The organism is Sporosarcina oncorhynchi, from assembly GCF_033304615.1.
In the GTDB taxonomy this organism is placed as follows: Bacteria; Bacillota; Bacilli; order Bacillales_A; family Planococcaceae; genus Sporosarcina; species Sporosarcina oncorhynchi.
In genome coordinates, this window is record NZ_CP129118.1 from 1,581,970 (window position 1) to 1,597,176 (window position 15,207).

At 41.1% G+C, this 15,207-nt stretch carries 14 protein-coding genes, 1 tRNA gene and 1 pseudogene; 11 read left to right on the top strand and 5 right to left on the bottom strand.

The genetic code is table 11. The annotated features are described in order from the left end of the window. Positions 1–249: 249 nt before the first annotated feature. The 3 genes from fdhF to QWT69_RS07550 all read left to right on the top strand — a co-directional run bounded on the left by fdhF (position 250) and on the right by QWT69_RS07550 (position 4,412). Positions 250–3,186 (top strand): formate dehydrogenase subunit alpha, encoded by a 2,937-nt coding sequence (gene fdhF / locus QWT69_RS07540; protein ID WP_317970528.1) that lies wholly within the window; start codon positions 250–252, stop codon positions 3,184–3,186. Positions 3,187–3,191: 5 nt separating this feature from the next. Then, a complete protein-coding gene (locus QWT69_RS07545) occupies positions 3,192–3,674 on the top strand; it encodes a helical membrane plugin domain-containing protein (RefSeq protein WP_317970530.1) in 483 nt (160 codons plus the stop codon). A 90-nt stretch (positions 3,675–3,764) separates the two neighbouring features. Next, positions 3,765–4,412: a Yip1 family protein gene (locus tag QWT69_RS07550; protein ID WP_317970532.1), complete on the top strand. Its 648-nt coding sequence runs from the start codon at positions 3,765–3,767 to the stop codon at positions 4,410–4,412. A gap of 28 nt (positions 4,413–4,440) precedes the next feature. Here the strand turns inward: QWT69_RS07550 and QWT69_RS07555 are convergent, their stop codons facing one another. Then, positions 4,441–4,617: a hypothetical protein gene (locus QWT69_RS07555; protein ID WP_317970534.1), complete on the bottom strand. Its 177-nt coding sequence runs from the start codon at positions 4,615–4,617 to the stop codon at positions 4,441–4,443. Between the two features lie 183 nt (positions 4,618–4,800). Here QWT69_RS07555 and QWT69_RS07560 point away from each other — a divergent pair. Then, positions 4,801–4,873 (top strand) — tRNA-Arg (locus tag QWT69_RS07560). 157 nt (positions 4,874–5,030) lie between these two features. Then, positions 5,031–5,357, top strand: coding sequence for a four-helix bundle copper-binding protein (locus QWT69_RS07565; RefSeq protein WP_317970536.1), 327 nt, complete (start codon positions 5,031–5,033; stop codon positions 5,355–5,357). A 75-nt stretch (positions 5,358–5,432) separates the two neighbouring features. Here QWT69_RS07565 and QWT69_RS07570 read toward each other — a convergent pair whose 3' ends face one another. Continuing rightward, complete coding sequence (locus QWT69_RS07570; protein ID WP_317970538.1) at positions 5,433–5,927, bottom strand: hypothetical protein; 495 nt, start codon at positions 5,925–5,927, stop codon at positions 5,433–5,435. A 254-nt stretch (positions 5,928–6,181) separates the two neighbouring features. Here QWT69_RS07570 and QWT69_RS07575 point away from each other — a divergent pair, with 254 nt between their 5' ends. The 4 genes from QWT69_RS07575 to QWT69_RS07590 all read left to right on the top strand — a co-directional run bounded on the left by QWT69_RS07575 (position 6,182) and on the right by QWT69_RS07590 (position 9,209). Next, entirely contained in the window at positions 6,182–6,961 is a 780-nt protein-coding gene (locus QWT69_RS07575; protein WP_317970540.1) for an amino acid ABC transporter substrate-binding protein, read from the top strand. A gap of 64 nt (positions 6,962–7,025) precedes the next feature. Then, positions 7,026–7,685, top strand: coding sequence for an amino acid ABC transporter permease (locus tag QWT69_RS07580; RefSeq protein WP_317970542.1), 660 nt, complete (start codon positions 7,026–7,028; stop codon positions 7,683–7,685). Between the two features lie 25 nt (positions 7,686–7,710). Beyond that, on the top strand, positions 7,711–8,460 hold the full coding sequence (locus QWT69_RS07585; RefSeq protein ID WP_317970544.1) for an amino acid ABC transporter ATP-binding protein: 750 nt from the start codon (positions 7,711–7,713) through the stop codon (positions 8,458–8,460). Positions 8,461–8,651: 191 nt separating this feature from the next. Next, entirely contained in the window at positions 8,652–9,209 is a 558-nt protein-coding gene (locus QWT69_RS07590; protein ID WP_317970545.1) for a DUF420 domain-containing protein, read from the top strand. A 45-nt stretch (positions 9,210–9,254) separates the two neighbouring features. Here the strand turns inward: QWT69_RS07590 and QWT69_RS07595 are convergent, their stop codons facing one another. Next, a complete protein-coding gene (locus QWT69_RS07595) occupies positions 9,255–9,737 on the bottom strand; it encodes a general stress protein (RefSeq protein WP_317970546.1) in 483 nt (160 codons plus the stop codon). A 273-nt stretch (positions 9,738–10,010) separates the two neighbouring features. On the opposite strand from QWT69_RS07595, the gene QWT69_RS07600 reads away from it, so the two are divergent. Further along, positions 10,011–11,300, top strand: coding sequence for a purine/pyrimidine permease (locus QWT69_RS07600; RefSeq protein WP_317970548.1), 1,290 nt, complete (start codon positions 10,011–10,013; stop codon positions 11,298–11,300). 52 nt (positions 11,301–11,352) lie between these two features. Here QWT69_RS07600 and mnmH read toward each other — a convergent pair whose 3' ends face one another. Together mnmH and selD are read right to left on the bottom strand one after the other, a co-directional pair. Then, a complete protein-coding gene (mnmH, locus tag QWT69_RS07605) occupies positions 11,353–12,384 on the bottom strand; it encodes a tRNA 2-selenouridine(34) synthase MnmH (protein WP_317970550.1) in 1,032 nt (343 codons plus the stop codon). 25 nt (positions 12,385–12,409) lie between these two features. Beyond that, positions 12,410–13,465: a selenide, water dikinase SelD gene (selD, locus tag QWT69_RS07610; RefSeq protein ID WP_317970552.1), complete on the bottom strand. Its 1,056-nt coding sequence runs from the start codon at positions 13,463–13,465 to the stop codon at positions 12,410–12,412. Positions 13,466–13,668: 203 nt separating this feature from the next. Here selD and QWT69_RS07615 point away from each other — a divergent pair. Next, positions 13,669–15,086: pseudogene (locus QWT69_RS07615) on the top strand (NAD-dependent succinate-semialdehyde dehydrogenase). Positions 15,087–15,207: the final 121 nt, after the last annotated feature.

The window sequence follows — 15,207 nt, forward strand, 5'->3', positions numbered from 1 at the left end:
TTCTGATTTGTTGAATATTCGCATAGTATTTCTGGATTCCGTTGTATATTGTATTTGAATAACTTATACTACTAGTATACTAGTAATCGTAAAATAAGTACGTTCACTAATTAACAACCATTACTTTACAATCGGATATGTTGTTTGGCAAGCTCTGCCAACACGCTGTCCACTATGAATGAAGCACATCCCCAAAAAGGATGTATTTGTTTGTGGTGGGTTTTTTTATAAAGAAAAGGAGGTATTTTCTTGACGATTACAATAAATGGTGTGAATCACCCATTCAGAGAAGGCATGTCAATTCTTCAAGTACTCAATGAACTGCAAATTGAACATCCGCAAATCTGTTATTTACCGGAAGTAGATCCCATCGAAACATGCGATACATGTATCGTGGAAGTGGATGGACAACTGAAGCGCGCATGCTCGACTAAAGTTTTGCAAGGGATGAAAGTAAAACTTGCTTCTCCTCGAGCGAAAGAAGCTCAAACTGAAGCGATGGATCGTATCCTCGAAAATCACCTTCTATATTGTACGGTATGCGATAACAATAACGGTAATTGTAAAATACATAACACTGTCGACATGATGGGTATCGAAGAACAGAAATATCCGTATGAGCCTAAATGTACAAAGGACAGCGTCGATTTTACACATCCATTTTACCGTTATGATCCAAACCAATGTATCGCATGCGGGCAATGCGTGGAAGCATGTCAGAATCTGCAAGTGAATGAAACGCTCAGCATGGATTGGGAAAGAGACCGGCCAATCGTTTTATGGGATGGCGGCGCCAAGATCAATGATTCATCATGTGTCGGTTGCGGCCATTGTGTAACTGTCTGTCCATGTAATGCATTAATGGAAAAATCGATGCTCGGAGAAGCAGGTTTCATGACGGGACTGAAAGAAGAAGTCTTGGATCCAATGATTGAGCTAGTGAAGGAGGTCGAACCCGGCTATAGCGGAATTATGGCAATTTCTGACGCTGAAGCAGCAATGCGGGATACTCGTACAAAGAAGACAAAGACAGTTTGTACATTCTGTGGTGTCGGTTGTTCTTTCGAAGTCTGGACGAAAGATCGGAAAATACTCAAGATCCAGCCAGTCTCAGAAGCGCCAGTAAATGCTATTTCGACATGTGTGAAAGGGAAGTTCGGTTGGGATTTTGTGAACAGTGATAAGAGAATCACCACTCCGCTAATTAGAAAAGGAGAGTCTTTCGTCGAATCTACATGGAAAGAAGCACTAGATCTCGTCGCTAAACGTTTAGGAGCCATTCATAAAGAACATGGAGAAGACAGTATCGGCATCATTTCTTCATCCAAAATAACGAATGAAGAGAACTACGTCATTCAAAAGTTGGCACGACAAGTATTCAAGACAAATAATGTCGATAACTGCTCTCGCTACTGCCAGTCGCCTGCAACGGACGGATTATTCCGTACGGTCGGGATGGGTGGAGACGCAGGAACAATTAAAGACATCGCTAAAGCAGGCCTAGTCATCATTGTCGGAGCGAACCCTGCCGAAGGCCATCCAGTACTCGCGACACGAGTGAAACGTGCACATAAACTGCACGGTCAGAAACTGATTGTCGCGGATTTGCGAAAACATGAAATGGCTGAGAGGTCGGATATATTCATCAGTCCTAAACAAGGGACGGACCAAGTATGGCTAATGGCTGTTACCAAATATATGATCGATCAAGGCTGGCATGATAGTGCATTCATCCAGGAAAATGTGCATCACTTCGATGAATTTAAAGAAGTATTGAATACGTATACGCTAGATTATGCGGAGCATGTCACAGGCGTAGCTAAAGAAAAGTTCATCCAAACGGCAGAAATGATCCGAGATGCGGATGGCACATGTATTTTATGGGGGATGGGTGTTACGCAGAATACAGGTGGTTCGGATACGTCCGCAGCGATTTCCAACTTGTTGCTTGCGACAGGGAACTATCGCAGACCTGGTGCGGGTGCGTATCCGCTTCGTGGGCACAATAACGTTCAAGGTGCATGTGATATGGGCACATTACCTGGATGGCTTCCTGGTTACCAACATGTGACAGACGATGCAGCTAGGAAAAAGTTTGAAAAAGCTTATGGTGTTGAAATAGGCGATAGCCCAGGGAAAGACAATATTCAAATGCTCCATGCTGTGGACGAAGGGATTATGAAAGGCATGTACGTTGTGGGAGAAGATATGGCGCTTGTCGACTCAAATGCGAATCATGTGCATGATGTGCTATCGAAACTTGAATTCCTAGTCGTTCAGGATCTGTTCTTCTCACGGACTGCGCAATATGCAGATGTTATTTTACCGGCTGTGCCGTCGCTTGAAAAAGATGGTACATTTACAAACACTGAAAGAAGAGTTCAGCGCTTGTATAAGGCGTTGCCTGAAATGGGCGATGCGAAAGCCGATTGGTGGATTATACAGGAAGTTGCAAACCGTTTAGGTGCGGATTGGAATTATTCACACCCAAGTGATATATTTGCAGAAATGTCGAGTCTCTCTCCGTTATTCAGTCAGGCAGATTATACGAATATGGAAGACTGGGACAGCTTTTTTTGGGGCAGCTTAGATGGGGAAAGCACACCATTACTTTATACGGACGGCTTTAACTTCCCGGATAAAAAAGCTAGATTCGCGTTATCGGATTGGATAGAACCTGTAGAATATCCGGATGAGTTTGATTTGCACATCAATAACGGTCGTATGCTTGAGCATTTCCATGAAGGTAATTTGACGAATAAATCAGCAGGTATCCAAGAAAAAGTCCCGGAAATTTTTGTTGAAGTCTCTCCTAGTCTTGCGAAGGAAAGAGGAGTGGTCAGCGGAACGATGGTAAGGCTAATCTCTCCCCATGGGGCATTACGATTGCCTGCACTTGTAACAGACCGAGTAAAAGGGAATGAGTTGTTTTTACCGATGAACTCGGTTGAAAAAGAATCGGCCATTAACTTCCTGACAGGGTCAGCTGTAGACCAACGGACGAATACCCCTGCATTTAAACAAGCTAAAGTCCGTATGGAAGTATTGAAGGAAAAGGTTGATAATCCCTTGCCTTCTACCAATCACCGAAATAAGAAGCGGCATCCTACGAGTGGTATTGAAGTTGAACGTAAGTGGGCGAGACCTGGTTATGCGCATCTTACAGATCACGAGAAGAAAGGATGATATGAATGGCAGCGCCAATTACGACTATTAAAAAGATTGAGCTTACAGAAGCAGAGTTGCAACAGGCGAAAGTGAATGAATTGCAAGCCCTCATTGTTGAGCAGCAGCAATCGTTGAATAAAATACTTGAATTGACAGCCGAACTGGATAAAGCCGGTGTTTTGGATGCATTGAATGCAGTGGTAAAAGCAAAAGATGAGCTTGCGGGTATAGCTGTAGCGCAAGCTTCACGCGAACCGATGACAAATATGTTGAACAATGCGATGAATTTGGTGGGGGTTTTGACTGCTATCGATCCTGAAGTGACAGCAAAACTAAAAAGCGGAATCGCCAGCGGGGTTCGCGAAGCTGAATTATACAGTGGCACTGATGAAAAAGTGTCGATATTTCAACTGATGAAGGCATTGAATGATCCTGATATTAACAGATCGATAAAATTTGGAATGGACTTCCTTAAAGGTATGGGGAAAGGTTTGAACGGTAAATAACACGAACTATGAATCTTTTACTCTGTTCGTTCGTATATCAGTATAAGAATTGTATTTTACTCGCTGATATACGAAGGAGAGGTTAATAGTATGCAAACTATTGAGAAACAGGGGAATGATCAAGTAGAATCGTTGAACATGTGGAAATCCATTTGGCTTCATCCAAGAAAGACGGTTCGTTACGCGGTTGAACATAAAACATGGCGTTTTGTTATGATGATTGCTTTAATAATCGGTGTCTTCACTGTATTGGACCAAGCCTCCTCGAATGATTTAGGTGAAACGATGGGCATCGGTCAAATTATTTTGATTGCACTTATAGGTGGTCCGATTCTAGGCGTGATTTCATTATTCATCGGAAGTGGAGTTTTACATTTGTTATCTTTGATGTTCGGGGGACGGGGAACGTTCGCGGATACAAGGATGGCATTTACCGTTTCTAATCTGATTTTAATTGTATCGGGGTTAATATGGATTCCTGATCTATTAATCAATGGAAAAGGGATGTTTGTTTCTGAATATGATTTCTCGCTATTTCAGGGGGTATGGCTTGTCGTAAGCCTTATCTTAAACTTTGCGCTTGGTATTTGGGCCACAGTTTCAATGATTGGTGCGATTGCAGAAGTCCATAAGTTTGCTATATGGAAAGCAGTGCTCGTCGTTTTGCTTCCGGTAACATTACTAATCATATTTATTTTTGTGATTGTTTTGCTGACAGTTCCGTTCTTCTTTATTTAATAAGTACAGGTAAAAGCCATCCGCCGATTTAGTAGTCGGATGGCTTGTTTTTTTCATTTTGTTCCGCTTCAGCGGCACGAAATTGCTGCTTGAGTGCTTCTCTATAATCTCGCGGTGAGGCAAACTCATGAGCGAATTCTTCTGCCATCTTTTTTTGCTTAGCAATTTCATTTCTTTTTGTTATGTTTCTTTCTACACGATCCATATCGCAACCTCCGAATCATTCAATATTGGTATAAGGATGTCCAATACTGGAGGATTTAAACTGTATCCAATGAGGTAAGATTTCCATATCATCATATGTGTGTGGATTTTAGATGGAGGGAATTCAAACAAAGTTATTGCTCTCAGCTGTATCGTTGATTATACTAGTAGAGTAATTCGTTTTGTCTCAGTAGCTCAGGGGATAGAGCAACAGCCTCCTAAGCTGTGGGTCGCAGGTTCGATTCCTGCCTGGGACGTATCTAAATTTAAGAACAAAAAAGTCGATGCATATTTTTCATATGCCATCGGCTTTTTTTGATAGTAGGTGATTCAATGAATTTCGTTTCATTCCGTTTAAATCTTCCTCACAAGGGAAACCCATGAAGGACTGAACTATTAAATGGAGGCGATGAAATGAATACGAATCATGCAGATGTGCTGAAAATTATTCAAGAATGTTTGGAAGCATGCAATACTTGCTTTGATGCATGTCTCAAGGAAGATGACGTTAAGATGATGGCGGAGTGTATTCGTTTAGATCGGGAGTGTGCAGATGTTTGTTCGTATGCTGCTCAGGCAATTACTCGAAACAGTCCGTTTATAAATGAAATTTTGGAGCTTTGTGCGAAAGTTTGTGAACAGTGTGCTGAAGAGTGTGGGAAGCATGATCATGATCACTGTAAACGATGCGCAGAAGCGTGTAAGAAGTGTGCAGATGCTTGCCGCCAAGCCATTGCTTAACCATCGAGCAATTAAAATAATTTTTTAAGCATAATAAAGCCTCCGCTATCCCAAAATGGATATCGGAGGCTAATATTATTTCCATTTATCATCTGGATTTATACTGTTTGGTTCTTTTCCGGTGCGATCCATATTTTGTGTGTGAATTTCTCCCGGAGTTTTCTGGAATGAATGACCGTTTTCAAATTGCTGTTTAGGATCCATGCCGTTTGGTTCAATGTCATTGTTTATTTGGTGATCAGGGTTCATACCGTTAGGTTCCGCATCATTAAAATTCCTTCGATTCCGTTCCATGGCAGTGGTTTCCATCGCATGCGGTTCTGTGTTTCTGTGCTCCATATTGGCTGGGGGCGTGTCTAACTCATTACTTTCATATTCATCGGATAGAGGATTTTGTCCCATTGGTGTGTCTAAGTCTTTATGGATTTCCTGATCCATTTCGTTATTTTCAAATTCATTTGATAGCGGATCCGTTCTGTTCGGTTTTGCCAAATCATTTTCAAATCGACTTTCCACTTCCAATTTGCGACGCTCTTCTTCTACAGGGTATTCGTTTGGATTATTTTTCATGTGAATTCCTCCTACGTTATTTACATTTTAATCGAGATGCTATTCAGTTTTTATTTTCGTTGTTCTAATACAATAGCCTTTATTTACATTCTTCAAACGTTTTCTAAGACCTATAATCAGTTTGAATGTAAAAGAAATAGAAGATTCTGCGTTTAAGGGAAAGGGTATTCAAGTGTTAATTATCATGTTATGGTATTAATGCGTTACCGAGTTAAAGTATTGAATTATGGTTTTATTAAAAGGAGATAATTGATATGAAAAAAATATTGACATTAATCACCGTCTCAATCGCTACGGTAATTATCTTATCTGCATGTGGCAGTTCTAAAAATAATTCCGCTGACAAAGATGTGCTTGTGATTGGAGTAGATGATAAATTTGCGCCAATGGGTTTTCGTGATGAAAACAATGAGTTAACGGGTTTTGACATTGACTATGCAAAAGCGGCAGCGGAGCATATGGGTATGACAGCTAAATTCCAACCGATCGATTGGAAAACGAAAGAAACTGAATTGAGCAGTGGACGCATCGATTTGATATGGAATGGTTATACGATTACGGAAGATCGAAAAGGAAAAGTTCTTTTCACAAAACCCTATTTGAAAAATGCACAAGTAGTTGCGACGTTAACTAATTCTGATATTGTGACGTTAAACGACTTAGGTGGAAAAAAGATTGGGCTACAAGGTCTTTCATCAGCATCAGATGCATTAAATGCCAATCCAATCCAATCGAAAGTGAAGACGGTCTCAGAGTATGCGGATAATGTTTTAGCGTTGACGGACTTGAAGGCGGGACGTGTTGATGCGGTCGTTATCGATGAGGTCGTCATTGATTATTATATGTCCAAGCAGTATGGGATTTTTAAAGTGATTGATGAATCGTTAGCTCCTGAAGAGTATGGTGTCGGGGTCAAAAAAGGTAACGAGGACTTACTAAAAAAATTGCAAGCAGCTTTAGACAAAATGAATGAAGACGGTAGTGCAGCGACGATTTCAACGAAGTGGTTTGGTGAAGACAAAGTCGTGAAGTAAATAGGCTAGCATAATGGGTTTTCATTATGAAAACCCGTTTTGCTTTTTAAAGGAGTTCGTATAGATGACAATAGATTATTTACTATCCATTTTAAAACCGATGTTGGAAGGAGCTCAGGCTACTGTTCTTCTATTCTTACTAGCTATCATTGTTTCGATTCCACTAGGTTTTGTTTTAACATTAGCTGTAAGAAGTGCGGTTAAACCAATGTCATGGCTCGCAAATGCGTATATTTACCTCATGCGTGGAACACCGTTATTGCTACAGCTTTTATTTATCGTTTTTGGCCTTCCGCTAATTCCGATCATTGGTGAGTTTCTCGTTTTAGATCGGTTTGTCGCAGCGACCATAGGATTTATCCTGAATTATGCAGCATACTTTGCGGAAATTTTCCGTGGGGGTCTTCTTGCAATCGATAAAGGACAATATGAAGCTTCGAAAGTACTTGGACTGAATAAGTGGCAAACAACGACACGGGTCGTATTGCCGCAAATGATCCGGATTGCATTGCCGTCAGTTGCGAATGAGTCGGTTACGTTAGTAAAAGATACAGCATTGCTTTATGCAGTCGCAGTACCTGAGTTACTGCATTTTGCTCAAACAGCTGTCAATCGTGATTTTACCGTCATTCCGTTTCTCATGGCGGGTGTGATCTATCTTCTCATCACTTTATGTTTGACTTTGTTCTTTAAGTGGTTTGAAAGACGACTACAATTCGATTAATTTAAACCTCCAGGGAGTGATTTATATGGCGATTCTAGAAGTATCCAATTTAAAAAAATCATTTGGACCACTTGAAGTTTTAAAACAAATTAGCTTTGATGTGGACAAAAACGATGTCATCGCAGTTATTGGACCATCAGGCTCAGGGAAGAGCACGATGCTAAGAAGCTTAGTCCATTTAGAAGAAATTGATGGAGGTAGTATTGCAGTGGAAGGAGAATTCATTGTAAATAATGGCGTTTATTCGAAACCTCAGCAATTAAAACAAATCACATCTAAAATGGGAATGGTTTTTCAACATTTCAACTTATTCCCTCATTTAACCGTACTAGAAAATTTAGTACTGGCACCTAAACTTCTTAAGCAGGGAAGTACGACGGAACATCGGGAGCGTGGATTGGAATTATTAGCAAAGGTTGGTTTGGTAGATAAAGCGAATGTCTTACCTGCAAACCTTTCAGGTGGACAGAAGCAACGAGTGGCTATCGCACGCGCATTAATGCGAAATCCAGACATATTATTGTTTGATGAGCCAACATCCGCGCTCGATCCAGAATTGACAGGTGAGGTGCTTCAGGTGATGAAGGATCTTGCACAAGCGTCTATGACAATGATTGTTGTCACGCATGAGATGGAGTTTGCAAGAGATGTCGCCAATAAAGCGATTTTTATGGACAATGGGGAAATTATTGAAATGGGTAGTCCAATTGAATTGTTGACGAATCCTCAAATGGAACGTACAAAAGCTTTCTTGCAGCGTACAATGCGAAATTAATGGAAGAACAAATGTATGGAAGAACAAATGTGGTGAAAAGACTAGTCAACTAGTCTTCTAATAAATGTATCCCGGCTGAAGACTTGTTCTTTGGCTTTTTGAATTTGACAACACTGTGAAGTTGACTATATTTAGATGGGAATATGGTACACTACAGAGTGATAGAGTGGATAGAAAGGGATGTACTGCTTATGAACAAAGGAACTGAAATACAATCAGGCAAGCCATTCAAGAAAAGAAACTATAAACCCGCAATCATTATCTTATCAGTTGTGTTAATAGGGGTTATTGGCTTACTCTCTGGGCGTAGGGGAGTCGAGGAATTCACTGCATTCGATATTACGATTCTTCCGATGATGAATGCCATATTTAACAGCTTTACATTTCTCTTTCTCGTAGGCGCATTAATCGCGATCAAGAAAAGGAATATTACTGTTCACCGGAAATTTATTTACGCTGCATTTTTCACGACAACTCTGTTTCTCGTGACGTATGTTTCTTACCATTATTTAGCACCCTCCACTCCGTACGGAGGTTCCGGGTTATTAGCAGGCATCTACTATTTTGTATTACTTACACATATTGTACTGGCTGCTGCAATCGTGCCGCTTGCTTTGACGAGTGTTGCCCGTGCGTGGAATCAAGAACATGAACGCCACAGGAAAATTGTCAGATGGACGATGCCAATCTGGTTATATGTCAGCTTTACCGGTGTCCTCGTTTATCTTATGATTTCTCCCTATTATTAAATAGAAAAAGGCAGTCCCCATTTGCGGGACTGCCTTTTTCTTTCATTATACGAGTGGTCTATCTGGATAATCCATGCGGTTATTGGGATTTCTATATTCACCATCGACCAATACAAGAATTTTTCCTTCATTGAAATATTCATTATAGCGATTTGCCTCTTCTTCAGGTATACCCATTCCAATTAATGCGCCAGCCAGACCACCGACGCCAGCTCCTGCAGCGGCACCTGTGATGCCTGCAACGATTGGTCCTGCTGCGATAATGGGTCCGATTCCTGGAATTGCTAAAGCGCCGATGCCGAGCAATACACCACCAAGCCCACCAAGGACTCCTCCAGTTGCTGCTCCTGTAGCTGCACCATCAGCCGCGTGTGTACCTGTTTCTTCTTCGATATGGTTGACTTGATTGTGGTCTTTACTAATTATTGATATATCTTCTGATGTGTATCCTTGTGTTTTCAATTCTTCAATTGCTTGTACCGCTTCTGCTTCCGTATGATAATAGCCTACTACGTGTCGTTGTACCATTATAAAACGCCTCCTGAGTAATGTTAGTATTCTTCGATTGCTAGTATAGAGAATACCCGTAGTGTTTAGTTTGAAACATTACGAATGTTACAAATGATGTTGGTAGGACGGCTTATAAGTCTGAATGGCCAGTCGACGTTAGTATCTAATCCGGCAACAATTCCGAATCAGAAGGCAATAGAATGACGAATTATTTGGGGATTCGGTTCATGATGTATAAGTGGTATACTTAAGGGCGAAAAAGAAATGATTCCATTGATATTGAGGTGTTTTATGAAAAATGTACTTGGTGGCATTCAATGGGCTGTCTTTCTGATTGCTTCATCCATAGCTGCACCCATTGCCATAGCGCATGTATTTGGCATGGATGCTGGAGAAACGACATTGTTCATCCAACGAACGATATTTGTTCTTGGAGCGGCATGTCTAATTCAGGCATTCATTGGACATAAACTTCCAATTAATGAAGGTCCTGCAGGATTATGGTGGGGGATATTCGTTGTGTACGCGGGAATGGTGGGAGTAATGTATCCAACGAGTTCGGATGCTTTACAAGCGCTTCAAAGCGGAATGCTCGTTAGCGGTGTCCTCTTTATCATATTGGCTCTAACAGGAGTCATTAACAAAATGAAAACGTTATTCACGCCTGCGATCACTTTTACTTATTTGATGTTGCTCATCTTGCAATTAAGTGGCACGTTTTTAAAAGGAATGATAGGTGTAGACAGTGGCGATGATCGTATTGACAGTGTGTTGTTTTTTGGAAGTTTAGTAGTTATCTTTGTTACGTTCTTGACGATGAATCATAAGACACCTTGGATTTCGAGATATTCAGTGTTGTTATCGATTGCTGCCGGTTGGCTATTATTTTTAATCATCGGTAAAACTCATGCCATCAAATTTGAGTCAGAAAATTTAATTCGTCTGCCTGATATGCTTGTATACGGAATACCTGTATGGGATACCGGTGTCGTAGTCACTGCTTCATTCATCACATTATTGCTCATTGCAAACATGATGGCTTCCATCCGCGTCATGGAAAGTTTATTAAAGAAATCATTCGCAGTCACACCACCCGATCGAATGAAGCAAGGTTCAATTGCTTCAGGTGTGAATCATTTGCTCGCTGGGCTATTCTCTGCAATTGGACCAGTGCCGATTTCTGGAGCGGCAGGATTTGTAGGTGCTACACGGCTGTCCTCATTAAAACCGTTCATTATGGGCAGTATACTCATTATGGTCATGACACTATTTCCATCAATCATGTCCATATTTGCAGCTTTACCACCAGCAGTTGCTTATGCCGTCACTTTTGCGATTTTCACTAAAATGGTAGAAATGGCTTTCTTGGAGCTTGCAGGGGAGAGCCATCAGTTGAGGGCATATAAAACGGCGGCAATTGGATTGATGATAGGCGTAGGAATTATGTTCATTCCGCAAGAAAGCATGTCTGATTTGCCAAGGGCATTTTCAGCTGTTCTATCTAATGGGTTGATAGTAGGTACTGTACTTGCAATTGTCGTTGAACAGTTTTTACTTTGGCGGGAGAGAAAAACGAATTGAAGCAAATGAAAAAGGACATTCAACACAAATGTGTTGAATGTCCTTTTTGGATTTAAAATGTCTTGATTAACTCAATCAGCTGTCCATACGCATCATCGATTGTATTCGCCTGAATAATCTTATTTTTTTCGCGTTGCTCATTTGTTGTCGAATATTTATAACGTGGATCATAGTAATGTTCAAGCAACAACTTGACAGCCTCATTAAAATTGTTCTCATCCAAGGCTATCTCAATTTCATTAGCAATCGGAACGTGAATTCTTTTTTTTATCATTTTAAAAGCGTCTATAAACTTGTCAGGTGATGTCTTTGGGTCGTAATCGTCTAGAATAATCTTCACACGCTCTTCTACGGGAAGATGGATGAAAATTTGGACGCCATTCTCTTTTTTATCGTATAGAAAAGGGTGAACCAATACTTTTCCAATTCGTTTGCTTTCACCTTCGATAAAGACGAAAGGGCGATCATTCACTTTTTCAATTTCATGGAGCAACAGCGAGTCAAACTTTTTCTGATTATTAGGTTCGAGACCGATTTGTCCGAAAATAGATCCGCGGTGTCCCGCGAGATTCTCCAAATCTATAACTGGATATCCATCCTTGGCGAGCTTATGCAGTAGAATTGTTTTCCCTGATCCTGTATAGCCGTTCAAGACAAACAGATCAGGTTTGAAAGTGGCGCTTTCTAATTCTTTTACAATCCATTGCCGATATGTACGAATCCCGCCACTTAGCCGGTTTGCATGGATGCCCATCAAGTCGAGAACAGTAGCTGCGGTTTTACTGCGCATGCCTCCACGCCAGCAAAATACAGTCATTGATGTGTCGATATGCTTGAATTCTTCGATGAAAGTCGGCAGTTTCGCTGAAAAAATCTCCAAACCGCGTTTAGTTGCCACATCTTTGCTTACTTGCTTATAAAGTGTTCCGATTTCTGCCCGCTCTTCGTCTGTGAAAACAGGAATATTAATGCTTCCTGGAATTGTTGATTCTTTGAACTCCGAAGGTGAACGGACATCGATTGTCGTGTGTGGTTCACGTTTTTTTTGCTCCAATAAATCATTTAACGTTATATCGCGGTACATAGTTATTCACCTTCTAGTATAGGGATCATTCTACAATAATTTTTCCTTGCGGTCCGTCAGTCACTTCTCCGATAACGGAAGCGTCAATGCCTTTTTCTTTGAGTTCGGCGACCATATTTTCGACTTGTTCACCTGAAATAGAGATGAGGAGGCCACCTGAAGTGACGGCGTCGCAAAGTATATAGCGGTCAATCTGGTCAAGATGTTCCGAATATGTTACGTCATCTGCTACATGGGCAAAATTGTTTTTCGTGCCGCCAGGGATTTTTCCTGCTTCAGCAAGTTCTTTTGTGCGAGGGAGTATTGGAACACGGTCTGCAACAATCGTTATGCACACATTACTTGCTTTCGCCATTTCAGTTGCATGGCCAAGCAGACCGAATCCTGTGACATCTGTCGCTGCGTGCACGTCATAGGCATACATTACTTCTGACGCTGTTTTGTTTAAAGTTGTCATAACTGAAGTAACATGTTGAATTTCTTCATTGGATAATAATCCATTTTTCAATGAAGTCGTATAAATACCTACACCAATCGGTTTGGTCAAGACGAGTTTATCCCCGATTTGAGCACCGGCATTCGTTCGGATTTTATCAGGATGTACTGTACCAGTAACTGCCAGTCCGAATTTTGGTTCTTGATCATCAATCGAGTGACCACCAACAAGTGTTACACCCGCTTCAATCAATTTATCACCCGCACCTCGCAAAATAGCCGATAGGATACTTTTCTCCAAATTTGCAATTGGGAATGCAACGATATTAAGTGCAGTTATCGGTTTTCCGCCCATTGCATATACATCGCTAATAGCATTTGTCGCTGCAATTTGACCGAAATCATAGGGATCGTCGACGATCGGAGTGAAAAAATCAAGTGTTTGAACAATCGCAAGTTCATCATTCAATTTATAGACGCCCGCATCATCGCTTGTATCTAAACCGACTAATAAGTTGGGGTCGTAGGGAGAAGGAGGAAGGGCACGTAAGACTTCCGATAAGTCTGCTGGTCCGATTTTACAGCCGCAACCCCCTTTCGTTGTCAATGTCGTTAGTTTTACAGATTGAGAATCAGAATTGTTCATTTAGTGAACCGCCTTTCAAGCGTTTTAACATTATTTAGTGTACCACAACCTAAGTAGCAAGGGCACTACGACGTTTTTTCATTAAACGTTTTGAGAGTTAGTCCTCCTATGTAAACCATATTTTCGGAACACTTCGACTGAAATTTGGAAATATACATGATACATTGGTAGAGAATAGCTATGAAAATTAAGGAGGTCATCAAATGAAGATATTTTCAATGATTATTAACGGAAATGATGTAGGAAGTGAACTTCCGACAATTGACGTCATCAATCCTTCAACCGGTGAAGCAATCGCTACAGTTCCAAACGGAGGTACGATCGAAGCTGAAAAAGCAGTTGACGCAGCATTCTTGGCATTTGATTCGTGGTCTGAACTTTCTGCGTATGAAAGAAGCTCCTATTTGATGAAATGGCATACCTTAATTGCCGAGCATACAGAAGAACTTGCGACAGTCATGACAGAAGAACAAGGCAAGCCGATGCAGGAGGCGAGAGGTGAAATCGGTTATGCGAACGGATTCATCTCTTTTTACGCAGAAGAGGCTAAACGTCTATATGGAGAAACGATTCCGTCGAGCAGCTCTGACAAACGAATTATCATCCATAAACAACCTGTTGGCGTCACAGCTGTAATCACGCCATGGAATTTTCCTGCAGCGATGATTACGCGAAAAGTTGGACCTGCTTTAGCAGCGGGTTGCACAGTTGTTATTAAACTGCAGGGGCAACACCTTTGACGGCTATTAAGTTGGTTCAGTTAGCAAAAGAGGCAGGCATTCCGGATGGTGTCATAAATGTTGTGACCGGTAAATCGGGTGAAATTGGTGACAGTTGGCTTCAAGATCCAAGAGTACGTAAATTGACATTTACTGGTTCCACGGAAGTTGGCAAGGTATTGATGCGCGGGGCGGCGGATACAGTCAAAAAGATTTCGTTAGAGCTAGGAGGCCACGCTCCTGCAATTGTAATGGCAGATGCACATATCGATAAAGCAGTTGATGGTGTTGTTGCTGCAAAATTCAGGAATGCTGGTCAAACATGCGTTTGTGCGAACCGGATTTACGTTCATGAATCGATTGTTGACGAATTCTCGAAAAAGTTTGTTGAGCGTGTCAAGAAGATGAAAGTTGGTGATGGCAAAGAAGCGGGAGTTGCCATTGGACCACTTATTGACAATGATGCTGTCCTGAAAGTGAAGAGCCATATTGACGACGCAAAAGAAAAGGGTGCTACAGTAGCTGTCGGTGGACAAACGAAAAGCGGCCTATTCTTTGAACCGACCGTTTTATTGAATGTAACCGATGAAATGATCTGTATGCACGAAGAAACTTTTGGACCCGTAGCACCGATTACTACTTTCAAGTCAGAAGAAGAAGTCCTGCATCGTGCCAATGATTCCATTTATGGATTGGCGGCCTATCTATTCACTGAAAACCTATCAACAGGCATACGTATGAGCGAGAAACTGGAATACGGAATCGTCGGTCTGAATGACGGCTTGCCATCCACTCCACAAGCACCGTTTGGAGGATTTAAACAGAGTGGACTTGGTAGAGAAGGCGGTCATCAGGGGATGGATGAATATATAGAAGTAAAATATATTTCTATAGGATTATAAGGTTTAGCTAGACATCCATTAAGTAATTATTGGATGTCTATTTTAATTTACATAATTTTAACCCTATTAAAATAGTAACTAAAAAACTATATATAGATTGATAAATAAATGGTAGACTTAT